Raw genomic sequence first — 21,803 nt, 5'->3', positions numbered from 1 at the left:
CCTCCAAACATTTCCGTGCGTAAGTCGCATTGCACGGTTTATAAATCGTTGTTCAGATAATCCCACAAGTGTGAGGCATCTGCCTGACCATTATATATATAATCCAAATCGGTACCATGCAGGTTAAACATATTCCTGCCGACAAGGAGTCCGATACCGAAGTCGTTGTAATCGTTTCTTGCACTGTACATAACTATATAGTGATTATTCGCATATATGAATGACGGTCTGTAAAGTCCGCCGCCGTCCCACGCTGTATAATCATCTGACGGAGAAGCTACTTTCATTGCTGTTTCCCAATTGAACCCGTCCTCCGATGCTGAAAAATACAGATTCATATGCTTTCTGTCTTTTTTATTGGTTGTAGCGCAGGCTAACAATTCATATCCACGGTTTGTTTTTATTACATCAGGGTGCCATACATATGCACCGTCTTCAAAAGTTAAGTCTGTCGGTTGAGGCTGCGACCATACACCGTTTCTCAATTCTCTGTAATAGAGTTGATAATGACACACATACCATACTTTATATGCACCGTCGTCACGGATTATGGCAGGACTCACCATATCATACTTTTCTTTTTCGTAGGTTTCAAAATAGACAAGTTTGTCGCTCCAATTATCACCGTCATACGAATATCTCATATACAATGCCATATAGTCGGTATCGTAATCCGTATATCTCCAAAACAACTCAAGGCGGTCAAGTTCTTTGTTATATACAAGATGACTGTCCGAATTATAGCGTACGGATTTTTTATAATTTGCAAGCGGCGGCTCTGTAAATTTTACCTCCGAATAATTTATAAGATCGTTTGTTCCGACAATCTGCGGATTTTCGTAGTAGTCATTACCACTTGGATAAGGTGTGTAAGACAACCAAAATCTGTAACCGTTCCATTCCTTACCCATATCAATCAGCTTTGGATGATATGCATTGTTCGGATAGTAACTTTCAATTGTACTGTCGGAATTTATCAAATTAAGTTTGCTTATTGAATTTGAAGAAAAATTAAAATCCTGTTTAAATTTCTTTTTTGAGTCAGTTTCTGTATTTTTACTTTTTAAATTAGTTTGTTTGCTTAAAGCGGCTGATGATATCTGCGGCTTTGTTTCTGATGTTGATGTTGTACTTTCACTCACACCGTTTGAAACAGCATTTCCTGTATTTGCACAGCCTGCAAAAACCGATGCAGTCATAACTGCCACAAGCAAAAATGCAAGTATTCTCTTCATATGTACCCTTTCTAAACTAAATCAGCATTACTAAGTCAACCGTCAACTTTAAAGCCTTTCTCGCTTATCTCGGATTCACTTGAAAAATCTTTATACTGATCTATAAAATTCCAAAACTTCCCGGCGCTGTTTACTCCGTCATTTATATAATCGCAGTTTGTACCGTAAAGATTATACATATCTTTGCCGAATAAAAGTCCCACACCAAAATTTTTGGCGTCATTTCTTCCGCCGTAAAGGACATAATACATTCCGTCCGAATACATAAATGTCGACCTGTAAAGTCCGTTGCCGTCCCAGTCAAAATCGTTACCGGTAGGCTCAAGAACCTTTTTTGCAGTGCCGAATTTCAATCCGTCATCTGACTTTGCATAGTAAAGATTCATATGTTTTCTATCTTGCTTATCTTCGGTTGCACAAGTCAGAATTTCGTACTTATCATTATTCTTAATTAAATCTATATGCCATGTAAATGCATCGTTTTCATAAGGCAGTTTACACATTCTTATTTTTGACCATTTTCCATCCTTGAGTTCACGATACTTTACTTTATAAGCATTTACATACCACACTCTGTATGTACCGCTATCATATACAATACCGGGACTTACCATATCTTCTTTTTTTCTGTCATAGGTTTCAAAAAAAGTTTCCGGTTTGCTCCATGTATTGCCGTCATATGAATAACTCATTAAAAGAGAGGCATAATCAATATCATAGTCTGTGTATCTCCATATTATCTCAAGACGATTCAAGTCATTGTTATAAACGATCTCACTGTCCGAATTAAAGCATCTGCCATTTTTATAATTTGAGAGAACAGGTTGCGAAAATTTAATTTCGGAATAGTTAATTAAATCGTTCGATGCAACAATATGCGGATTTTCGTATTCATCATTGCCTTGCGGATACGGAGTGTATGACACCCAGTATCTGTATCCGTTCCAACCGTCTTTACCTAAATCAAGCACCTTTGGGTGGTAAGCATTGTTTGGAAAGCACTCTTCCTGATACTCATCAACGCATTTTAAGTTCAACTTTGACGGCGAATTTTTGGTAAGTTCAAATCCTGTCATATCAACATTCGGCGATGTAGTAAACTCTGCAGGCTTTTTGTTAATAACAGTTGACGCCATAGTATGCGTGTTTTCGTATTTAGATGCATCGGTGTTTTCCGGTAAATTATATGCGGCAAAAACAGAAACACTAGCCACCGCAACCGCAGTAACAAATATCAACACAAACTTTTTCATTAAAAAGTTGCTCCCTTTCTATACAAATCAGCTTTTATATACGCACTTTGTATTACACTCATTAATACATATAACTATATATCTATACAACGATTTTGTCAAGCAAAAAAGAACAACAATTTTGTTTAGATGCAAAAATGATACAAAAATCGGCGATTTCGTATGATACTATACTTTTTTCTGACTGTGTAAATATCATAGCCTCTGTATATGATTATATTATATTGACCGTGTGAAATTAAGGTGAATTTTGGCATAAGAATTATAAAAGTTTAGTTAACCATAATTTACCCCAACTTTTGATAAATAACCGCCTAAATTCACGGCAAAAAAAATCCGCCATTCACAAAGAACAGCGGATAAGAATTTATTTTTTAGTTAAAATCAAAATAACTCTGTGTCATCGGTTTCGGTGTCGGCGTCAAGGCTTTCGTCCTTAGCATCTCTCTGTGAGAGCCTATTTACATAAGCCTTTAAAGCCTCCATCTCCCTATCAACAGATTTTTTCTCTTCTGTTTTAACTTCTTCTTTTACGGGTTCGTTCTGAACTTCTTTTGCAGGCTCTTCCTTTTTCTCCGGCTGTGCCTCGAAAGGAGAACTTTTGTACTCGTTTTCATTTGAGCAAGCAACTGTAATGTCAACAACCTCTTCGTTTTTAAATTCAGGTTTCGGCTGTGTTTCGGGTGTACCGTAAAAAATATCGTTTGAACTGTCAACAATCTGACGGTAACACTCTCTTGCCTTGGCAATCTTAGCTTTGGAATTTTCAATTACTTCAAAAAGCTTTTTCTGCTGTTCTTCAGAAACGCTCTCGCCTTTCTTTGCATTCTCATAGAAAGACTTACCCAAAGCAATATATGCTCTGTTCATAAGCTCACTTTCACATTTCATAATAAGACGAAGACGGTTAAGTTTTGCATTTGTACGGTTTTTCTCAACAATATTCTGAGTAACATTAGAAATAGTATCTGCCGCAGTGTTGACTGTACCTTTAACAGTATCAAAAAAAGTCATAGCAATATCTCCTTTAACGCATAAATGCGGGTTCGTTTTTATAACACTATTATTATGACAGATATTAAAGATAAAATCAATATTTTTTTTGAATTTGCTTGTTAAAAATGTACTTGTTTGATATAATATTTTAGAAAGAGGTGTTGAAATATGTCGGACAAGGTAATAAAAGCAATAGTGTGTCCGGGTTGTGGAGAACTTAGCAAAGCGGAAATCCACACAAGCATAAATCCTGCACGAGACAAAACTATAAGAAAAAGAGTGCTTGACGGAGAGTTGTTTGATTTCAGATGTCCGTCCTGCGGCTACACCGCTAAACTTAACTATCCGCTTTTATATAACGATATGAAAAACCGTTTTATGGTTTACCTTATACCTAAAATTGACCGTTTTCAGCTTTGCGACAATGAGCTTGAAAACAAATACAGCAATCTGCGCAACATCAACAAGCGAATTGTGCCAACATTCAATGCATTCAAGGAAAAGCTGTTTATTTTTGAATCGGGACTTGACGATATGGCTGTAGAATTGACAAAACTCGCAATTAGCCAGACGGTATCGAAAAAGCTCGGAAACATTGAAGTAAACGAGGGTTACCTGTCAATGTATGACAGAGAAACCAACACAATGGGCTTTACATATTTTACAGGCAAAGACAAAGAACCGTATGTACAAACCGCACGACTTGAAATATACGGCAAGTCAAAGGGAATCATTGACAAATTTGCTTATAAAGACAAAAAACTTAAAGGCTTTATAAAAATTGACCGAGAATGGGCAGAAAATGTACTTTACCGCTATAAACATTTCCGCCACATGGAAAAGGTCAGAAAATTAAATGAGGATTAAAAAATTACACTCCTATCAGTAACCATTACCGATAGGAGTTTTTTGTTTGTATTTTAATGAGTGGTGGGTTGTGGTTTACCGCTCAAATTTTTTGTTATTTAATATTTTGTCGCTTGACTAAAGTAAGCCGAACCACACTTTACCGTTCGCCCTTAAAATCAACTTGCAAATTCAACCGTAATCTCAAGATGAGCAGGGAAGTCTTTTTCAATCATCTTATTTACCCATACTTTATTTAATTCGCTCAAGGAATCGGAAATTTTTACGCTCAAAGCGTTTTGGGACGGATTTTCGGTGATTTTAAAATTACCGAGTCCGTATCCCTCCAAAATTTTATTAAAACCCTCGGGAGTACAAAACTCCTCGTTTGTCTGCTCTCTTATCTTTAAAAGTTCCCGCCTTTTCTCAATACTCAAATCATCTCTCACTGCGCCTGTAAATCTTTCCCGTTCGGTAAGTCCGTAACTTTGCGCCGTGTCAATGAAATATTCTTTAAGCATTTCGTCAAGCTCGTTAAAAAGCAGATCAAGCCCTGCGGCAAAGGCTTTTAATTCCGCATAAGTTCTGCCGCCTGTTCTAACCAAATAAAGTTTGGTATCCGTAAGTTTTTTAATCATTGAAGTATAACTGTCCATCATTTCACCTCAATTTTTACAGTGCCGACCGAAAATACCTGTGCCGCCGTCGCATTCACATCAACAAAATTCGTCGGAAATTTATATGAACAAATACAGCCGCTGTTCATCAGCCTTTTTCCAAGCTCCGCCACATACATAGTACCGCCGATCTCAATTTCATTTAAGTAATCTTTAAACACCTGTGTACAAATGTTCACTATATCATTTCTGATATATCCGTCTTTAGCATACACTGCGACAGACAAATTAATTTTTCTCAATTGTGCCGAAATAACTTTAACATCAACATTCAGTTCTCTGTTTTTGGCGATAAGCACCTGCGCTTGTGCCACTGCCGCCGATGACGGTGAATTTTCTCCGTTGCTTACATATACATCTACCGTGCCCGTACCTCTGCCCTTTGCTATAACTCCCGCTTTAGTAATTCCGGGTACACTTAGCGCAAGTTTTTCGTAATATGCTTTGTTTGTTCCGTTTGACGGCACAAGAAAACTTGCCTTAATTCTTTCCCTTAATTCATCGTCGGTTTCTGCGTCACAACCGTCCTCAAACGGTTCTCTGTTATATGCGTAATTGATTTCCGCAGGTGCGGATACAATGATTTTTGCTGTATTAATGGGAATATTTGAAATCTTACCCGCCTTGTCCGCCTCTGCCGAAACGCTGACAAGTGTATTTCCCGCCGCAATCTCCGCATCTTCAACAGTAACATATCTTAGCGGCTCGGTGTCTGCCGTGGCGACCATACTTCCTTTAGGAATAAAAATGCTGTTTTCAACAGGTTCATTGATAAAGAATGTAAGTTCACCCTGCGCTTTCTGCGCCTGCTTACGCTCAAGTCCTCTTTGAGATGCAAAATAATCAAGATACTCGCCGCTTGCGGTAGCAACAAACATCTGATTTTTCAGCCACTCAATATTTGTCATTGCGTTAAAAATTTCGCCTGCAAGCACTCTCATTCTTATTGCCGCATCACTCGCTTCGTCAAAATCATATTTGCTTTTTGCCGAAAACTCCGATTTCATTCTGTTGTAAATTTCATCATAGGTAATCATCTGTATTAATAATCTCCTCTCTTACGCTTTCGTTGCAAATCAGTCTGATACTGAATTTCGGTTTTCTCAAAGCCAAAACTTTCGCAGTAACTGTCGGAAAATCCGCCAGTGCCTGCGACATTATAAGATTAACTTTTTCTTGAAAATTCTCATCATCAAAATCCACCTGGTTTAGTTCACATCCGAGTTCACGGTTATACACAAAGCCTGCAAATTTTGCGCTGATTTTAAAAAATGCCTGCTGTAAAATTTCATCGTCACCCGAAATATGAATATACCTGCCGCCGCTGTCAACCGCAATATCTTTATTTTTAATCAGCGTATCCGTATCAGTCACCAACCTTTACACCGTTTATATATACCGAGCCGTCATTTTTCAGATATACTTCTGCACCGCCCTTTGACTTAAGCAGGATTTCACCCGGCTGAACGGAAGAAACCTCCGAAATAACGCCCACGCAAACCTCCTTGTCGGCAAGCGGAAGTACAACGGCTTTTTCCTTTACGGGAGGAATAGACACGATTCCGTACGGTGTAACAAAATCAAGTCCTATATGTTCGCCCGAGGCGATGATCGCATTGTTGCCGATTTCACTCATCACAACATTACCGCTCTCCGCTGTAGGTTTATTAATTGAATTTTTACTTAAATTCTCCGCAATCCACATATCAAATCTCCTTTTTCAGTGTAATAACTGTTTTTTCGCTCTTGCTGTCGGCAGTGTATCTTATCTTGTGCACATAAAGTCCGTCATAAGAACCGATAACCTCATCGTTAATCGTTGCTTTGTTGCCGACCTCGCACATAAGCATATACGGACATACAAGTTCAATTTCAAAAGCATTACCGTTGCTGGTGCTTATAATTCTGTCGGCTGTTCCCACAGAACCACCGCCTGTCAATGCGTCAACATATCTTCTGCGCACAAGCCTTGTATCCGCAAGGCTGTTTTTTATTACACTGCCGTATCTGTTGCCCTGCTTCACCTTTAATCTGACATCGGAAATCACCTTGTAACGCTTTATTCTGCTTTCCGCCGAAATATACCTGTAACTTTCATTGTTGCCGAAGCAAAGCACTTCACCGTTGATACCGCCGTTTAATATAACTCTGCCGTCGCCTGTAATTCTCGGCTTTTTTCCGTATTTATTTACGCAATAATTTTCAAGCACCTGCCATTGGCTCATGCCCTTACTGATTTTTATATAACCGAAATAAGGATTGTTGTCGCCGATGTAACCGTTAAAGCCAAACGGCTGTAAATGCCGTTCAAAAATCACGGATGATGACGCATTAAAGTAAATGCAAGGTTCTGCCTCGTTGTCAAGCAAAACACTCGCCATACTCCTCGCCGTAATTTTTACGGTAATTTTCTCACCGCTGCTTTTGGTGATAATTTCGTCAATCTGCCCCTTAAACACTAAGTTTTCGCCGTCAAAGCCGTAAAGAAAATCGCCGTCCTCGCATCCTTTGATATACGGAAATTCAACGGTTACATCATCGGCAGGCACAGAAAACTCACTGTTATACACCACGGTAACGGGTGACGGCAGTAAAAGCATTCCGCTATGCGTTGTCATCTTAAATTTCAGCACAGCTTTATCACCTTTCCTTTTTGCATAAGCTCGTCCGCCCGCTTAACCCACGGATTGAGTTTTAACAGCGTTTCAATCCGAGCATTGAAAGCGTAAGAAATATCCCACAAACATTCGCCTGCTTTTGTGATGTATGTATTTACCGCCGTTTTCTTCTCTTTCTCCATAACTTCTCTGAAAACAAAGCTGTATGTAAGCATATCGGGTACAGGCTCGCCGATTACCGTAAGTTTTTCAAACACCGCATACACCGGTTTTATAAACGGCAAAGCAAGCACACCTACTCCGCCCTCCTCAAAAACTTTCCACAAATTTGCAAACTGCTCGTGGCAATCCGCTCCGCAAAGCTGACCCTTTCCTTTTATAAGCCTGTTTTTTCTGCCGAGGTTCTGAATATATGCCGTGTTTTTCGGTGAGTTAAGCTCCTGTATGTTTTTTTCACACTCAAAACTTATCTCTTCCGGATTATATCTCCATTCATAGTTTTTAAATCTCATAGGAACAAGCGTCATCTTTCTCTTGCCTCTTCTTCCTCCGAAAATCCGTGACTGTATCGTCTGCTCTCTCTTTCAAGTTCCTCGCTGATTTTTTCAGCCTGTCCCTCGTTTTTGGCAAAATCATTTTCTTTGTAATTCATTATGTAACCTCTCTTTTCTCGCAGCCGAGCACCATTTTCAGTATTGAAAAATCGGCGGATTTGTGTCTGCACCATGCACTTTTCACCGTGCAATTTCTGTAGGTTTCACTGCCGTCGGCAGTTTTCAGTTCAATGCTGTCCATTCTGCTTTCCTTTAAAAAGCCCTCTCTGCTCGGCACATTCATTTCTATGGTAACAGTGTATTCGTCCTTTGTATGTGCACAGCTCACACTGTCGCTCATATACTGTTTCACCCCATAAACCGTGCTGTTTTTATGCGTTTCAACACTTATTATTCCTCCAAGGATATTGCCGTTTTTAAGCACGGTAATATCCTCTCCCTTTAAAAATTCCCTCAACCTTTAAACCTCCTCGCAAACAAAAAATTCCATAGTAAACTCAACTTTTCTGAAAATAGCATTTATATCTGTATCAAAATCGATTGCGGATACCGACAGTTCCGAAATTATTTTTTCGGTATCCGCCTTTTTCAATCCCTGCATAATCTCGCAGGTTATTTCAGAAAGTCCGTTGCCGTTTTCATCGGCAGGAGCATAAACAAAGATCTGCACTTTTGCCAAAAATTGCTCGCCCTTTACAGATGCGGAAAGATAATCACCCACATACTTTTTTGAAAGTACGGTATCCGTAACCGCAACTACCGCAAGAAAACTTGTTAAATTTATCTCTGCACCGTGGTTTCCGTGCTCTCTGATAAACTTTACCTTTGCAAGTTTTTCGTTTTGCTTAAGCCTTGCAATAATTCTGTCAAGTTGTGTAGTTATCTGATTCATACTCATCCTCCAATACCTCACCGCACGGTGCAAGTACGCCATATGCATATACTCCGTACCTGCCCACACGGTAAATATCGTATCTCCTAACAATATATTTACGGTCTGCGATTTGTATTACGCTTTTGTCGCAAGTCAGTTTTGTTTCGGGCTTGCCTATATACAAAAATCTTTCCGAAGTAACCGTTCCCGACACTTTGCGTTTTGTTGTACCGTAATATCTGCTGTTATACCTTATCGGCTGAATAAAAGCCTTTGTCTTTTCGTTATCGACCGTAACTTCCGTGCCGTATCTGTCAATAAGTTTGCCTACTGTGCCGTAGATTTTCAAGTTACCACTCTCCCGAACAAAAATCCCTCTTTCTTAATTAAATCAGAACATTTTGCAAGCTGGTCCTGCCAGAGCTTTTCGGCTTTGTCGCCCTCATCGGCAGGAGCTGTTACGGTAACATCTCCCGCCTTAAATGAAGAAACTTCGCTTTTACCGCACATAACATAAAGTTTGTACGCATAAACGGCACATAAAAACTCAATCCTGCGTTCATCGCTTGCGGAAAGCGGTTTGTCGGCAATTCTTGAATACACATAGGCACAGGCATCGTCCACAACACTACGCCACTTAATCGACTCACTGCTCTCAATACCGGAAAGCAGTTCAAATTTTTCAACAATGTTGCCCGTATTCAAAACTTCACCTCATCAGTAAGACAAAGTCTTTACGGAATCCGCAAAAATCTTTGAAAAACCTGCGGTACAGGTGATTGCCGCTCTTTCAAGCTGACGGTCAATAAGTTTGTCATAATCGGTATTTACATTGCCTGCCTGTACCATTTCGAGTGCGCAGTTCTTGTCAAAACCGATAATCTTGCTGCCTGTCATTTCCGGAGCATGAAGGAGAGATGCTCCGAGCGGTGTAATCATTCTGCCGCTTGCCTGAAAATCAAGACCTGCGTTTGCATCCTGCATCTCGCTCATAGAAAGCAACTTCTGCATAGCGTCTGTCGGTGCAATAATTGTATTGAGTTCATACGGTGAAAGCTGTGACCAAAGTTTTAAAAGGTCGGCATAAGTAATTGAACCGCTCGCCGCAACATCAACATTTGCCGCAGGATTTGCGTTGCCGTCACCGTTTACAAGCACATCAATAGCGTCTTTAAGCTGTGCCCTTGCAATGTACTCGCCGATTCGTCTTAATGTAACCGTAAACAAATCAATACGCTGAAATCTTACCGCCTCATATGATGCCACAAGCATTCTGCCACGCTTGTGAAGTTTTACGAGGTTTTCTCTTGTCTTGATTTTTGTCTGCGGAATTACAGCACCCTCGCCCACAGGCTTTAAAGTCTTGTCATCGTCTGTCATATCGGACTCAATGCTTCTGTAATCCATACCGTCAATATTTGTAACGGTAGCCACAATCTGCGGGAGAATATCCGCTCTCTCCATACCCTGTCTTACCGCACGGCTGACATATTCTGGGAAAAGTGCCGCCGAGTCCGAGGATTGGAAGAATTTTTCCACGCAGTCACTGCCGCTGCCGTTCACCTTAATGTCAAAGCGCTTGAGCTGTCTTGAAAAAGCGTCAAGATTTGAAAGCGCCGTACCCTTGTAATTTTCCGACGGGTCAAGAGTTTCGAGCACATCTGTAAGTGTTTTTCCCTTTGCCTGATACATACCCTTTTCAATAGTTAAGTTTTCAAAATTTGCCATAATTAATTACCTCCTTAAAGAATAAAGCCAACCGAGTCGGCTGTTGAATTTAACACAAGATACTCTCTGCCTGTTGTTGATGATGCCACTGCAGAACCCTCGCCCGCAGCAAGCTTCTTGTAACCCACTGTGATTTTTGATTTGGCGGGCATTGTAACATAGCCCTTAAGCTGAACCGTTGCATAACCGCCTCTCAATGAAAGGCAAATACCGCAGAATACTTCTCCGCTTGTGCAAGCCGTTACCTTGCCGTCATCAGTCATTTTTACAGGAACACCCGCTGTTTTAAGATTGGTGCCTGCCTCAAAAGTAAGCACATTTTCGCCATAACCGTTAAAATTTACATTCATTATTTATTCCTCCGTTATATTTTAAAATTGCCGTTTGATTCGGCTGTAATATCGTTCTTCTGTTTGTAAAGTTGGGGAACCGACGGCAAAATGCCGTCCGCCCTTTTTTCAAAAGCATTTTTAAATTCCTTAAGCTGAACTACGCTCATACTCTTTGCAACGCTCTCCATAGTTTCTCTTGAAATATCAGGCTGAACAACAGCCGATAATCTAAGCACTTCCGAAGTAAGGCTGTCACGGTAATATACTCCGTCGGCGGCACTTTTCTTAAGCTCATCTATGTACGAGCAAAGTTTTTTGCACTCTTCACCGCTTAAATTAATATCCTTTTCGGTGTAAATGCTCTTTAAAATTTCTTCCATCTTCATTTCCTTTCCCTTAAAACTTTTAATAACTCCCGCACTTCTTTGTGCAGGCACGGCAACAAAACTCCATTCGTAAGCGTCATAAATACCGCAAAGCTCGCCGTAACACTTTCTGCCGCCGTAGGTTTCGCCCTTTATGTGCGAGCAATGATTAAGGCTTTCGCCGCAAACACTGCATTTTACTTCACCTGCGGCACAGCCTATGCTTACTTCCTTTAAAATACCGCTGTCAATCGCCTGAATAATCTCATCGTTACCCTTGGTTTTCGGAATATATGCCCTTGCGGTAAGTCTGAAATAATCATCACCCGTTGCTGTTTTTCTGCCGTCAACGCTTTCAACCGAACAGGCAAAAATTCTTGCCGTCTGGTTTTTGGCTGTCGGCGAGTGGTCAAAAATACCCGTCTTGCCTACAAAGAGTTTTTCAAGTTCAAAAAGCGACTCCACGGTAAAACGCTCGTTGTCACGGTCAATATCGTTGTCGCACAAAACCACACCGAAAACATATACCTCGTCCTTTGTCAGCTTTCTGCGTGAATACGCATTGATAAGCTCCAATTCCTTATCGGTAACCTCGGCGGTTGTGCTGTCTGTCACCGCATTAATTTCCTTTTTAATCTCTCCTGTCATTTTTCACCTTACCTGTTTCAAATTCAATCTGTTCTGCCCTTGCATTGTTAAGTCTTGCGTTTGAAAGCTGAACCGCATCCTGCATATTAATGTCGTCCCATTCAACAGCAAAACCGTCGGTGTAACCCTCAAGCCTTAACACAGTTCTTATAACTTTGGTAATAATCGGGTTGAGCAATGTTCTGTAATATTCAAGCTCACTTGTAAGAATATCCGCCTGCTGTTCACTCATTCTCTCCGTGCTTGACCACGAAAAGCCGAGTAAAAACGGCGGCAAACCGAGTTTTGCAACAATCTGCTCAAGCAGATGCTTAATAGGCACATCGCAATCGGGAATCTGATTTTCCGCACCGATTACTTTTACCGATACATCACCCACCGAAACAAAGTCGCACACGCTTTCACTGCGCATAGCCTTGCTCCATTCGTCTGCAATAAGTCTTGCGCTGTCCTCTGTAAATACAGTGTTGTCGGACGGTTTGCAAGTAACCGCAAAACGCACATTGCCTACCCTTTCCCAGTTGGTTTTGATTGACTCAAAAATCTTTAAAAGCACCGAACTTACAAACGGCAAACCTTTTAAAAGCGAACTGCCTCTGACAGTGCCGGGTTCGGGATTTAACAGAGTGGCAAACACAAGGTTTGAATACTTAACCGGGGTAATCATTCCGTCGTTTTTTGTGCAAATCACAAGGTCAAGCGGTGAACTGCCCTCCTGTATCTCAACATCGTCAACACTTGCATTGTAAAGTGCGACAACTCTTTTTCCGTCACGGGAAAGCACCATTTCGCCCACAGCCTCGCCGTAAGTCAAAAGTGACTCCATATACGAATACACAAAGCCGTTAATGCCCGTGCCTGTGCCGTTTGTGCATACATTGCTCATAAAATCATCAATAATCTGCTGACAGCGGCTGTTTTTTGCCGTAACGGTAAAAGTACCGAGCAAGCGTATCAGCTTACATATTGCCGCATCTATTACCGGGACTGATTTTCGCAGATTTCTGAACAATTCACGCTCCGCAGCCGTACTGCTAACATCCGAAAACATTGCAAGAGGGGAATTGATTTTCCTCTGTGCGGTCTGCACAACCGTGCCCTTGCTCTCTTTCTTTTTGCGTGAAAACAAATTCAATCTAACACCTCCTATCGCCTAAGGGCAAATACCGAAAAGCCCTTTTTGCCTGTCGATATTGACGCCGTAAAATACCTTATATCATCCATTGAATGGTCATTCTCCTTAATCGGCACATCTGCGCCGTTTTTTGTGTCCCACCTGTAAAGTGCAAATTCTCTCCTTGCGTCTTTGCAGGTTGAGCAGATTTTTATTCTGCCGTCCTTGAGTGCCTGACTTACAAGCCGAATACCGTTTACAACATTGTTTTCGGCGGGCACTGCATTAAATCTTTTATGTCTGCGTATTACCTCAATAAAACTTGCGGCTGACGGGTCAACTACTACCCGACTTACTTTTCTGTTGCCGACAAGCTCTTCGAGTTTTGCGTAGTGCTCCTCGTCGGTGCGTTGATAACCCTCTCTGCGTGAATCAAAATAATACTCCTTAATTCGATACCATACGGAATTTTTTTCACCCCACAAACCGAATGACGCAGGGTTTACCGTACCGTAATCGCACGAAACCGCAAAATCGTCAAAACCGACATCGGGCACTTCGCAGTACATTTTTTCATCGTCCATAAACGGATACACCGCACCGTGCACCGCAACCCATCTGCCGAGCACAAATCGCTGATAAAACACACCTGAATACAAACCCTCGTACCTTTGGCGCACCTCTTTTGAAAGCGACGGATTGTCCTCCATTGTAAAATGCAGGTATAACGCATTTTTGCTGTCGGCTTTCCGAATCCACTCGGTGTAGAACCAGTGACGGGGATATTCGGGATTGCAGTTAAACCAAAACTTTGAACCGTTTACCGAACATCTTGCAAGTGCCTGCTCCACAAAAGAGCGGGGCATAAGCGCCACTTCGTCAAAAAGCACACCGCAAAGTGTCATACCCTGAATGAGAGAGGCAGAGGACTCGTCCTTACCTCCAAAAAGGTAAAACCTGTTTTCAATATCGCCGTAGCGCACGATAAGTAAATTTTTTGAAATTTGCTCACTGCACTCAAAGCCGAGGCTTTTAAGCACGGGAATTATCGGAGTTACCATATTTCTGCGCAGAGAGCGAATAGTCTTTCCGCAGAGGGCAAAATCCGAATTTGCAAAGCTGTAAAAGCTCCACGCAAAAAACGAAATGCTCATACAGAAAGTTTTGCCCGAACGCACTGCGCCGTCACAGATGATTGCGTCGTAATTTTTGTATCGGCTCTCCTTGCACCACCACGAAAGCACCTTAAGCTGTTGTTTTGAAAAAGTATCAACTTTCATCGGTTTCACTTCTCAATGCCTCCGCTCCCTTGGCAATAGCGTCATAAAAAGGAGTTGCCCTGTCCTCTTTTTCGCTGTCGTCTGTCAGCTTTTCAAGTGCTTTGAGCCTGTCAAAAAATTTGATTTCCATAGAACCGTCCTTTGGTCTTTTTATTTCTGAAACCAAAAACAAATCCATATGCTCAAGCTGTTCCCTTGACGGATTTTCCATATATAAAAGCGACACGGCGTCAGAAATTTTGCCGAAAGCAAGCCTTCTGTAACCCACGGTGGCAATCTCCGAAAGCGAACTTGTGCGGCATTTGCCGAGCCTTTTAATTTCATCGGCAATATCTTCTCTGCACAAAAGCTCTTCTCCGCTCCTCTTGGGATTTCTGACAAAGCCTGCGTTATAAGCCGCCTCGTCAGCACTTCCGCAGCTTACAAAACAATTGCAAAAAGTTTTTTCCTTGGCGGTAAGTCCTTTTGATTTTCTTTCCATAAACACCTCCGTTTGAAAAGCAAATTTAAAACTGCCTTTCAACTATACATACAAAAACTTCAAAAATTGCATTAATTAGGCTAATTTTTCAAAAAATAATTTAAAAAAATTTTTAAAATCGGTTTTTTCTAAGTTTTTTCAAAATTCAGTACCCGATTTTAATCAATTTCAATCTTTTAACATATTTTCAATAAAATGTTAAAAACTAAGCCTTGAACAATCATTTAATACAACACGGAGGAAATATGTTTACTACCGATTACAACACAAACCTGCAAGTCCTGTCCGATGCACTTCGCAGTGAACAGAGCTTTGACCTTGTCAAGCGTGACCTTATAATTGCCGACCGTAAAGCTGCTTTATTTTTTATTGACGGGCTTTTAAAAGATGACATTACAGAAAAAATACTTGAATTTTTTTACAAAAATGTAAAATCCGAAAATTTTAAATCCGCACTCTATTTTGCACAGTCCTCAGTCCCTTATGTTGAAGTAGAAGTAACTTCTGACCTCAAAAAAATATGTACAAATGTCTTAAGCGGTATTTCCGCACTTATAATAGAGGATTTTACCGAAGTTATCCTGCTCGACACACGAACATACCCACAGAGAAGTACAAGCGAGCCCGACAACGATAAGGTTCTGCGTGGCAGTCGTGACGGCTTTGTGGAAACGCTGATAAACAACACCGCCCTTATCCGTCGGCGAATCCGTGATACAAATCTCACGGTAAAAGCATACTCGGTAGGCACTCAATCCCACACAGATATCGCAGTTATATATATGGAAAACAAGGTTGACAAAAAGCTCCTTGCAAATCTCGACAAACGCTTAAAAGCCATTGATGTTCCATCGCTTACAATGAATCAGCAAAGCCTTGTCGAGGCGCTCTACAAAAATTTGTGGTACAACCCTTTTCCAAAGGTAAAGCACACGGAGCGCCCCGACACCACGGCATCGGCAATTCTTGACGGAAATATAGTTATTCTCGTCGATAACGCACCGTCTGCCCTGCTTTTGCCGACTTCTATCTTTGATGTGCTCGAAGAAGCTGACGATTATTACTTTCCGCCTGTCACAGGCACATACCTAAAACTTGCACGGTATTTTATAACAATAGTAACCGTGCTTATAACCCCGTTGTGGCTGCTTGCACTGCAAAATCCCGACTACTGCCCCGAGTTTTTTCGCTTTGTACTGCTTGACGAACCGCAGAACATTCCCGTATTCTGGCAACTTATTCTTATGGAGGTCGGAATTGACGGACTGCGGCTTGCCGCTCTCAACACTCCGAACAGTCTTACCACACCGCTTAGTATTATCGGCGCTATAGCTCTTTCTGAGTTTGCCGTTGAGTCGGGCTGGGTATCAATGGATGCAATCCTTTATATGGCGCTTGTCACCGTTGCAAACTTCACACAACCGAATTTTGAACTCGGCTACTCGTTTAAATTCTGCCGTGTACTCCTACTTGTACTGACCTATATATTTAATGTATGGGGATTTATAATTGCGTTTATAATAAATCTCGTTTTACTTTGCACCAATCGTACGCTCTCAAGCAAAAGCTATTTATATCCGCTTGTTCCGTTTAACGGCAAAGAATTTCTGCGCAAAATTCTGCGAATACGCAACCCACGCTAAATCATTACCAAGGTAATTTCTGCATATATTTTACAAACGAGGTGATTATATGCAGAAAAAACTGATGTATCTTGAAATAGCGGGAATTTTATTTATAGTTATAATGTCTGTCTTTATGCAAAATCTGCTTGATTTGAGCGGACACACACTTATCGGCGTAATGTTCGGTTCGGTAAACGACAGTATATGGGAAATAGAAAAAACCTTGCTCTTTCCGTATCTTTTATGGGCGGGAATCGAACTTTTATGTATAAAAATTCCGTTTCGCAAATTTATTGTCGCAAAGGCGGTTTCCCTTTGGTTTTTCTGCCTTTCATATTCGGCAATTTGCCTGCTGTATTCTCTTACAGGTGCGCAAACCCACTTTCTGCCCGAATTTACCGCCGCACTCATTTGCTGTACTTTAGCTTTTTTCATATCTTTCCGCTTGACGGTCGGCAGCAAAAAGTGTGAGGTACTGTTTTACCCCGCATTTTTTATGTTGCTGCTGTTTGTGGTTTTGTACTGCTCGCTCACTCCGTTCCCTATGCACAATTATCTTTTTATGGACAGAACCACAGGGCTGTACGGCATAATTCCCGAAAATTTTGACAAAGGAGCAGTATATCTCGACAGCTTTTTTTCGCTAAACTATTCCTAATCAATTTAATATGTGTTATAATTTAAAGAGTATCTGAAAGCATACAGACAAAATTATGACTTTCAGATACTCAAAAAACAGATTATCGACAAAGCGAGGAAAGCTTTATATGAATAACAGAAACAACGATACAGAAGTAAAGCCTGATGTTATAGCAGGCAGAAATCCTGTAAGCGAGGCTATCCGCAGCGGCAGACCTATTGATAAAATTCTTGTCGCAAGGGGCGAAAAGAGCGGCGCTGTTGTGGGAATTCTTGCCAAAGCCAAGGACAAGGGCATACTTGTAAAAGAAGTTGACCGCACAAAACTTGACTATGTAAGCGGCAACGAAAACCACCAGGGCATTGTCGCTTTTGCCGCTGTCAGAGAATACTCAACGGTAGATGATATTCTTGCGTATGCGGCAGAAAAGGACGAGCCTCCTTTTATTGTAATTCTTGACGAAATCGAAGACCCGCACAACCTCGGCGCTATCATCCGTACCGCAGAATGTGCCGGAGTTCACGGTGTAATTATTCCGAAAAGACGCAGTGTGGGACTTTCCTACACAGTAGGCAAGGCGTCTGCCGGTGCAATAGAATATATGCGTGTGGCAAGAGTAACAAACATTGCCGCCCTGATTGATGACCTTAAGAGCAAGGGCGTATGGGTGTACGGTGCAGATATGAACGGTACAGACTACCAAAAATGCAATTTTTCGGGTGCGTGCGCAATTGTAATAGGCAACGAGGGTAAGGGAATTTCCCGACTTGTGCGTGAGAAATGCGATGTTATAGTATCTTTGCCGATGAAAGGACAAATAAATTCTCTTAATGCATCTGTTGCGGCAGGCATTATAATGTACAGCGCAATGAAAGACAGATAAACGCTTTTTGTTAAAGGAGTGATAAATTTGCCGAATAACCAAACCAATGAGGACAGCAAGCTTATTGACCGTGACAGAGAGGTTGACGAAATCTTAGAGGAATCAAAATACCTCTTAGATCAGGAAAAAATGGAGCTTACTGCTCAAAAATACAGAGCAAAACAGCCTGTTGCCGAAATTTTCAGCAATGCAGATAAAAAGCCGAGGCTTGAAAACAGCAATCCTCTTGATGTGGATAAAGAACAGACTGTAAACGAAAATGAAATTTCAGGCGACAAAACAGCCACCACCCTGCAAGCCGAGCTTGTTCTTGAGGGTACGGACGATGACTACCCGTCACCGCAAAACGAAATTTTAAAAGAAACCGAAAAAAATACGGAGCAGGATAAAGACGAAAAATCGGAGGAAAAGCAAGAAACCGCTCTTGAAGAAAACAAGTCAACAGAGCAAACAAACTCCGACGAAAAAACAGATACGGACTCGGAAAACGAAGACGACGAAGAAATTGTCACCCTTACTCCCGAATATTCCGAGGGCACAACTTTTTCTCAAGATATTTTAGACGATGTCGACCAGTTCAACGACAACGAAACTCACATAAAAAGTATACATACTATTGATATAGATATTACGGACGACGATACCAAACCGCCCAAAGCTCAGAACGAGCCGCAGGGCAAGTTTGACGAACTGTTCAAAACTCCCGAGCCCGATGTAAAACAGCACAAAAAGGTTATAGCCAAAGTGCCTGTTTACCGCAAAGAGGGCGAGCAGAACGCACTGAATGTAAAAGCGGGCAAATTTTCCGAGGTTGTCGGATATGAGTACGAGGAATATATAAAATCAAAAAATCCGTCGGTAATCGCTCATGTAATAAAGCCCGAAACCAAGCGTACAGTCATTGTTGAAGAGGACGATGACGAAGTTGAGCCGCTTGATTTTCATTCGGCATCAGAAAAGATAATGTCGAGCCTTGTGGGATTTTTTTCAAAAGATGCGTCGGACGATAACGACACTCCCGTTAAGGAAACCGAAGTGGTCGATGACTATATGGGCGAAGATGACGAAAAGAGCATAATGCAGGAAATCAACCTGAACATAAAAAAGCTCTTTGGCAGAACAATGCTCACAGGCGGACTTGCACTTGTATCAATAATAATTACGGTGCTTGTAAGACTGTTTCCACAGGCAATATGCAGCGCAGTATTTTTTGCTCCCGTTGCCTATGCGGTAATCAACTTTTTGCTAATCGGTTTTTCAACCTTTGTAAACAGAGTATCAATAATGAGCGGACTTACACCGCTTACGCATTTTAAAGGAAATTCCGATACGGCGGTTGCACTTGCGGCGGTTGCGTCCGTAATACAGACAGTGGTATCTTTCTTCTGTCTGTACGGAGTTACCGGCTTTGACATCAACTACTATACGGTAATAGTTCTGGTTGCTTTCTTTGCCAACAACTTAGGCAAATTGCTTATGGTACTGAGAGTTAAAGAAAACTTTAAGTTTACCGCTGCCGACGGTCAGCGATATGCCGCTAAAATTTACAATAACGAATCTGTGGCAACACAGATGATGAGCGGTACGGCTGTTGAGCAGCCAATCATTGCTTATCAGCACCGCACGGGTTTTCCGTCAAACTTTCTTAAGATCTCCTATGCACCCGACCCCAGTGAAGACCTCGCCTCCAAGCTTGCACCTGCAACCTCAATAATTGCGGTAGTGGTTGCACTCCTTTACGGCATATTCTTCGGTTCGTTTTCGGGTGCGGTAAATGCATTTGCGCTTGTATGTGCGGTATGCGTTCCTGTTTCAACATTACTTGCGGTAAACATTCCTATGTATAACCTCTGCAAAAAGCTTTTGCCTACAGGCGCAATGCTTTCGGGTTATCCGTCGGTAAAACAGTTCTGCGACAGTACGGCGGTAATGATTGATGCAAACGAGCTTTTCCCTGCCGACTCGGTATTCCTTGACGGCATAAAGACTTTTGAGGATTACAATACAGACGAATCGCTTTTGTGCGGAATTGCAATTCTTAAAGAGGCTAAAAACCCGATTGCCAAAGTATTTGAAAAGGTAGTCGATGAAACCGAGGGCGATTTGCCGGAGGTTGAGAGCGTTCTCTACGAAGATGAGCTTGGACTTGTAGGCTGGGTAAACGGTGAACGAATCCTTGTCGGCAACCGTGAGCTTATGACAAAATACAGCGTAGAAACTCCGAGTATTGAGTATGAGGACAAGTACATTCAGAGCGGCAAACAGGTAACATATGTTGCCCGTGCAGGCAGACTGATTGCAATGTTTGTAACTCACTATATCGCCGATTCAATCCTTATGCCTGAACTTCACAGAGCCGAGGCAAACGGAATCAGCATACTTGTTCACTCAACCGACTGCAATATTACAAATGACCTTATATGCAGTCTTTACAATGTATTTTACCGTACGGTAAAGGTACTTCCCACAGGACTTGGCACGGTACTTAAGGAATGTAAGTCTACATTTGAAGAAACTTCAAGAGCTTACCTCATCACAAACGGTAAAACATCGGCTTTCTTAAAGGCTGTATCGGGAAGTGTACAAATAAAGCGTAATATTTCGCTTTCAATCGTAATTCAGCTTATCTCGATTGTACTCGGCGTACTGCTCACAGCCACCCTTGCACTTTATGCGGGAGTAGGCGTGCTCGGCACACTTGAGGTACTTATATATTCAATGTTCTGGGGCGTTGCCACACTTGTTGCACCGCTTATACATAAAACCTGATGAAAGGAAGTTTGCAAAATGAAAATTGCTCCTTCACTCCTCTCTTGTGACTTTGCAAAAATGGGAGAAGAAATTGAAAAAATGGATAAATGCGGTGCCGACTATATGCACCTTGATGTTATGGACGCCCACTTTGTGCCGAACCTCACATTCGGCGCACCTGTAATAAAAGCGGTAAGAAGTTACACCGAAAAACCATTTGATGTACATCTTATGATTTCAGAACCGCTTAAGTATATAGATGATTTTGCAAAAGCCGGCGCAGATATTATTACTTTTCATGCAGAAAGCGACTCCGACATCAGCAAAACTATTGATAAAATCACAGAAAACGGCATAAAACCCGGACTTGTAATTAAGCCGAACACACCTGCAAGCGCAGTTTTCCCATATCTCGACAAATTGTTTATGGTGCTCGTTATGACTGTTGAACCGGGTTTTGGCGGTCAGGGCTTTATGGCGGATATGCTGCCGAAAGTACAGGAAATCAAAGCAGAGTGCGCAAAGCGTGGTCTTGATGTTCTTATTGAGGCAGACGGCGGAATCAGCACATCAACAATCAAACAGGCAGCCGATGCAGGTGTTGATGTATGTGTTGCCGGCACAGCTGTTTTCAAAGCCGAAGACAGCGCAAAAGCCATTGCAGAGCTTAAAGCTATTGCCGAAAATTAATTATTTTATAATATTTAAAAACAAAACACCGTCATTATCGGTTCTGTCCGACAATGACGGTGTTTTTAGTTGTTATGTTGGTTTTGGTGTTGGGGTAAATTATAGCTTAGTTGAATACTTCGTCAGGTAATTATAAAAGTTTGGTCAACCTTTTCAAAGGTTGTGGGTGTGGGCAAAGCCCACAAATACTTTTGTTTGCACAATCTAAATTGC

The 21,803-nt window shown here is 41.5% G+C and carries 26 protein-coding genes; 6 read left to right on the top strand and 20 right to left on the bottom strand.

The genetic code is table 11. The features are described from left to right. Window positions 1–38 precede the first annotated feature (38 nt). The 3 genes from KGF34_RS09135 to KGF34_RS09125 all read right to left on the bottom strand — a co-directional run bounded on the left by KGF34_RS09135 (window position 39) and on the right by KGF34_RS09125 (window position 3,502). The gene (locus tag KGF34_RS09135; RefSeq protein WP_252558809.1) at window positions 39–1,235 is read right to left on the bottom strand and encodes a hypothetical protein; all 1,197 of its coding nucleotides are present in this window, start codon (window positions 1,233–1,235) and stop codon (window positions 39–41) included. A 35-nt stretch (window positions 1,236–1,270) separates the two neighbouring features. Further along, complete coding sequence (locus tag KGF34_RS09130) at window positions 1,271–2,488, bottom strand: hypothetical protein (protein ID WP_252558808.1); 1,218 nt, start codon at window positions 2,486–2,488, stop codon at window positions 1,271–1,273. A gap of 384 nt (window positions 2,489–2,872) precedes the next feature. Beyond that, window positions 2,873–3,502, bottom strand: coding sequence for a hypothetical protein (locus tag KGF34_RS09125; protein WP_252558807.1), 630 nt, complete (start codon window positions 3,500–3,502; stop codon window positions 2,873–2,875). 150 nt (window positions 3,503–3,652) lie between these two features. On the opposite strand from KGF34_RS09125, the gene KGF34_RS09120 reads away from it, so the two are divergent. Next, complete coding sequence (locus KGF34_RS09120) at window positions 3,653–4,351, top strand: CpXC domain-containing protein (protein ID WP_022235601.1); 699 nt, start codon at window positions 3,653–3,655, stop codon at window positions 4,349–4,351. Between the two features lie 158 nt (window positions 4,352–4,509). Here the strand turns inward: KGF34_RS09120 and KGF34_RS09115 are convergent, their stop codons facing one another. From KGF34_RS09115 to KGF34_RS09040, 17 genes are read right to left on the bottom strand one after another with little or no spacing between them, the layout of a single operon-like run. After that, on the bottom strand, window positions 4,510–4,986 hold the full coding sequence (locus KGF34_RS09115) for a putative phage tail protein (RefSeq protein ID WP_252558806.1): 477 nt from the start codon (window positions 4,984–4,986) through the stop codon (window positions 4,510–4,512). Continuing rightward, window positions 4,986–6,044: a baseplate J/gp47 family protein gene (locus KGF34_RS09110; protein WP_252558805.1), complete on the bottom strand. Its 1,059-nt coding sequence runs from the start codon at window positions 6,042–6,044 to the stop codon at window positions 4,986–4,988. Before KGF34_RS09110 ends, KGF34_RS09115 begins: the two co-directional genes overlap by 1 nt. Continuing rightward, entirely contained in the window at window positions 6,031–6,381 is a 351-nt protein-coding gene (locus tag KGF34_RS09105) for a hypothetical protein (protein WP_252558804.1), read from the bottom strand. The genes KGF34_RS09110 and KGF34_RS09105 overlap by 14 nt, the downstream gene beginning before the upstream one ends. Beyond that, window positions 6,374–6,712, bottom strand: coding sequence for a hypothetical protein (locus tag KGF34_RS09100; RefSeq protein ID WP_022235605.1), 339 nt, complete (start codon window positions 6,710–6,712; stop codon window positions 6,374–6,376). Before KGF34_RS09100 ends, KGF34_RS09105 begins: the two co-directional genes overlap by 8 nt. A 1-nt stretch (window position 6,713) precedes the next feature. Then, window positions 6,714–7,640: a hypothetical protein gene (locus KGF34_RS09095; RefSeq protein ID WP_252558803.1), complete on the bottom strand. Its 927-nt coding sequence runs from the start codon at window positions 7,638–7,640 to the stop codon at window positions 6,714–6,716. Next, window positions 7,634–8,152: a DNA circularization N-terminal domain-containing protein gene (locus KGF34_RS09090; RefSeq protein WP_252558802.1), complete on the bottom strand. Its 519-nt coding sequence runs from the start codon at window positions 8,150–8,152 to the stop codon at window positions 7,634–7,636. The genes KGF34_RS09095 and KGF34_RS09090 overlap by 7 nt, the downstream gene beginning before the upstream one ends. Next, the gene (locus KGF34_RS11770; protein ID WP_271229669.1) at window positions 8,149–8,277 is read right to left on the bottom strand and encodes a hypothetical protein; all 129 of its coding nucleotides are present in this window, start codon (window positions 8,275–8,277) and stop codon (window positions 8,149–8,151) included. The genes KGF34_RS09090 and KGF34_RS11770 overlap by 4 nt, the downstream gene beginning before the upstream one ends. Further along, on the bottom strand, window positions 8,277–8,636 hold the full coding sequence (locus KGF34_RS09085) for a hypothetical protein (protein WP_252558801.1): 360 nt from the start codon (window positions 8,634–8,636) through the stop codon (window positions 8,277–8,279). The genes KGF34_RS11770 and KGF34_RS09085 overlap by 1 nt, the downstream gene beginning before the upstream one ends. 3 nt (window positions 8,637–8,639) lie before the next feature. Next, window positions 8,640–9,071: a hypothetical protein gene (locus KGF34_RS09080; protein ID WP_022235610.1), complete on the bottom strand. Its 432-nt coding sequence runs from the start codon at window positions 9,069–9,071 to the stop codon at window positions 8,640–8,642. Next, on the bottom strand, window positions 9,046–9,402 hold the full coding sequence (locus KGF34_RS09075) for a hypothetical protein (protein ID WP_186936063.1): 357 nt from the start codon (window positions 9,400–9,402) through the stop codon (window positions 9,046–9,048). Before KGF34_RS09075 ends, KGF34_RS09080 begins: the two co-directional genes overlap by 26 nt. Then, window positions 9,399–9,758 (bottom strand): hypothetical protein, encoded by a 360-nt coding sequence (locus KGF34_RS09070; RefSeq protein WP_186936065.1) that lies wholly within the window; start codon window positions 9,756–9,758, stop codon window positions 9,399–9,401. Before KGF34_RS09070 ends, KGF34_RS09075 begins: the two co-directional genes overlap by 4 nt. 12 nt (window positions 9,759–9,770) lie before the next feature. Next, a complete protein-coding gene (locus KGF34_RS09065; protein ID WP_252558800.1) occupies window positions 9,771–10,781 on the bottom strand; it encodes a phage major capsid protein in 1,011 nt (336 codons plus the stop codon). A 14-nt stretch (window positions 10,782–10,795) separates the two neighbouring features. Then, a complete protein-coding gene (locus KGF34_RS09060) occupies window positions 10,796–11,131 on the bottom strand; it encodes a hypothetical protein (protein WP_252558799.1) in 336 nt (111 codons plus the stop codon). Between the two features lie 14 nt (window positions 11,132–11,145). Further along, a complete protein-coding gene (locus tag KGF34_RS09055) occupies window positions 11,146–12,126 on the bottom strand; it encodes a hypothetical protein (RefSeq protein ID WP_252558798.1) in 981 nt (326 codons plus the stop codon). Further along, the gene (locus KGF34_RS09050) at window positions 12,110–13,261 is read right to left on the bottom strand and encodes a serine/threonine protein phosphatase (RefSeq protein ID WP_195410398.1); all 1,152 of its coding nucleotides are present in this window, start codon (window positions 13,259–13,261) and stop codon (window positions 12,110–12,112) included. The genes KGF34_RS09055 and KGF34_RS09050 overlap by 17 nt, the downstream gene beginning before the upstream one ends. An 11-nt stretch (window positions 13,262–13,272) precedes the next feature. After that, entirely contained in the window at window positions 13,273–14,520 is a 1,248-nt protein-coding gene (locus KGF34_RS09045) for a PBSX family phage terminase large subunit (protein ID WP_178587104.1), read from the bottom strand. Continuing rightward, window positions 14,510–15,001: a terminase small subunit gene (locus tag KGF34_RS09040; protein WP_022235618.1), complete on the bottom strand. Its 492-nt coding sequence runs from the start codon at window positions 14,999–15,001 to the stop codon at window positions 14,510–14,512. The genes KGF34_RS09045 and KGF34_RS09040 overlap by 11 nt, the downstream gene beginning before the upstream one ends. 245 nt (window positions 15,002–15,246) lie before the next feature. Here KGF34_RS09040 and KGF34_RS09035 point away from each other — a divergent pair, with 245 nt between their 5' ends. The 5 genes from KGF34_RS09035 (at window position 15,247) to rpe (ending at window position 21,590) form a co-directional block, all read left to right on the top strand. Further along, a complete protein-coding gene (locus KGF34_RS09035; protein ID WP_252558797.1) occupies window positions 15,247–16,644 on the top strand; it encodes a spore germination protein in 1,398 nt (465 codons plus the stop codon). Between the two features lie 49 nt (window positions 16,645–16,693). Continuing rightward, window positions 16,694–17,284, top strand: a complete 591-nt coding sequence (locus KGF34_RS09030) for a DUF6512 family protein (RefSeq protein ID WP_186936079.1) — start codon at window positions 16,694–16,696, stop codon at window positions 17,282–17,284. Window positions 17,285–17,393: 109 nt separating this feature from the next. Beyond that, window positions 17,394–18,149, top strand: a complete 756-nt coding sequence (rlmB, locus tag KGF34_RS09025; protein ID WP_022235621.1) for a 23S rRNA (guanosine(2251)-2'-O)-methyltransferase RlmB — start codon at window positions 17,394–17,396, stop codon at window positions 18,147–18,149. Between the two features lie 27 nt (window positions 18,150–18,176). Continuing rightward, the gene (locus KGF34_RS09020; RefSeq protein WP_252558796.1) at window positions 18,177–20,918 is read left to right on the top strand and encodes a hypothetical protein; all 2,742 of its coding nucleotides are present in this window, start codon (window positions 18,177–18,179) and stop codon (window positions 20,916–20,918) included. A gap of 18 nt (window positions 20,919–20,936) precedes the next feature. Beyond that, on the top strand, window positions 20,937–21,590 hold the full coding sequence (rpe, locus tag KGF34_RS09015) for a ribulose-phosphate 3-epimerase (protein WP_252558795.1): 654 nt from the start codon (window positions 20,937–20,939) through the stop codon (window positions 21,588–21,590). Window positions 21,591–21,803 lie beyond the last annotated feature (213 nt).

It is taken from the genome of Ruminococcus sp. FMBCY1 (genome assembly GCF_023921805.1).
GTDB classification, from domain to species: Bacteria; Bacillota; Clostridia; order Oscillospirales; family Acutalibacteraceae; genus Ruminococcoides; species Ruminococcoides intestinale_A.
Note: the sequence above shows the minus strand (reverse complement) of the source record. Positions and strands in the feature narration are given on the sequence as shown.

What these genes read in the sequence shown, in the direction of transcription:
- KGF34_RS09135 (WP_252558809.1), bottom strand. Translation starts at nt 1,235, where the DNA reads ATGAAGAGAATACTTGCATTTTTGCTTGTGGCAGTTATGACTGCATCG.
- KGF34_RS09130 (WP_252558808.1), bottom strand. Translation starts at nt 2,488, where the DNA reads ATGAAAAAGTTTGTGTTGATATTTGTTACTGCGGTTGCGGTGGCTAGT.
- KGF34_RS09125 (WP_252558807.1), bottom strand. Translation starts at nt 3,502, where the DNA reads ATGACTTTTTTTGATACTGTTAAAGGTACAGTCAACACTGCGGCAGAT.
- KGF34_RS09120 (WP_022235601.1), top strand. Translation starts at nt 3,653, where the DNA reads ATGTCGGACAAGGTAATAAAAGCAATAGTGTGTCCGGGTTGTGGAGAA.
- KGF34_RS09115 (WP_252558806.1), bottom strand. Translation starts at nt 4,986, where the DNA reads ATGGACAGTTATACTTCAATGATTAAAAAACTTACGGATACCAAACTT.
- KGF34_RS09110 (WP_252558805.1), bottom strand. Translation starts at nt 6,044, where the DNA reads ATGATTACCTATGATGAAATTTACAACAGAATGAAATCGGAGTTTTCG.
- KGF34_RS09100 (WP_022235605.1), bottom strand. Translation starts at nt 6,712, where the DNA reads ATGTGGATTGCGGAGAATTTAAGTAAAAATTCAATTAATAAACCTACA.
- KGF34_RS09090 (WP_252558802.1), bottom strand. Translation starts at nt 8,152, where the DNA reads ATGACGCTTGTTCCTATGAGATTTAAAAACTATGAATGGAGATATAAT.
- KGF34_RS11770 (WP_271229669.1), bottom strand. Translation starts at nt 8,277, where the DNA reads ATGAATTACAAAGAAAATGATTTTGCCAAAAACGAGGGACAGGCTGAA.
- KGF34_RS09080 (WP_022235610.1), bottom strand. Translation starts at nt 9,071, where the DNA reads ATGAATCAGATAACTACACAACTTGACAGAATTATTGCAAGGCTTAAG.
- KGF34_RS09065 (WP_252558800.1), bottom strand. Translation starts at nt 10,781, where the DNA reads ATGGCAAATTTTGAAAACTTAACTATTGAAAAGGGTATGTATCAGGCA.
- KGF34_RS09060 (WP_252558799.1), bottom strand. Translation starts at nt 11,131, where the DNA reads ATGAATGTAAATTTTAACGGTTATGGCGAAAATGTGCTTACTTTTGAG.
- KGF34_RS09055 (WP_252558798.1), bottom strand. Translation starts at nt 12,126, where the DNA reads ATGACAGGAGAGATTAAAAAGGAAATTAATGCGGTGACAGACAGCACA.
- KGF34_RS09045 (WP_178587104.1), bottom strand. Translation starts at nt 14,520, where the DNA reads ATGAAAGTTGATACTTTTTCAAAACAACAGCTTAAGGTGCTTTCGTGG.
- KGF34_RS09040 (WP_022235618.1), bottom strand. Translation starts at nt 15,001, where the DNA reads ATGGAAAGAAAATCAAAAGGACTTACCGCCAAGGAAAAAACTTTTTGC.
- KGF34_RS09035 (WP_252558797.1), top strand. Translation starts at nt 15,247, where the DNA reads ATGTTTACTACCGATTACAACACAAACCTGCAAGTCCTGTCCGATGCA.
- KGF34_RS09030 (WP_186936079.1), top strand. Translation starts at nt 16,694, where the DNA reads ATGCAGAAAAAACTGATGTATCTTGAAATAGCGGGAATTTTATTTATA.
- rlmB (WP_022235621.1), top strand. Translation starts at nt 17,394, where the DNA reads ATGAATAACAGAAACAACGATACAGAAGTAAAGCCTGATGTTATAGCA.
- rpe (WP_252558795.1), top strand. Translation starts at nt 20,937, where the DNA reads ATGAAAATTGCTCCTTCACTCCTCTCTTGTGACTTTGCAAAAATGGGA.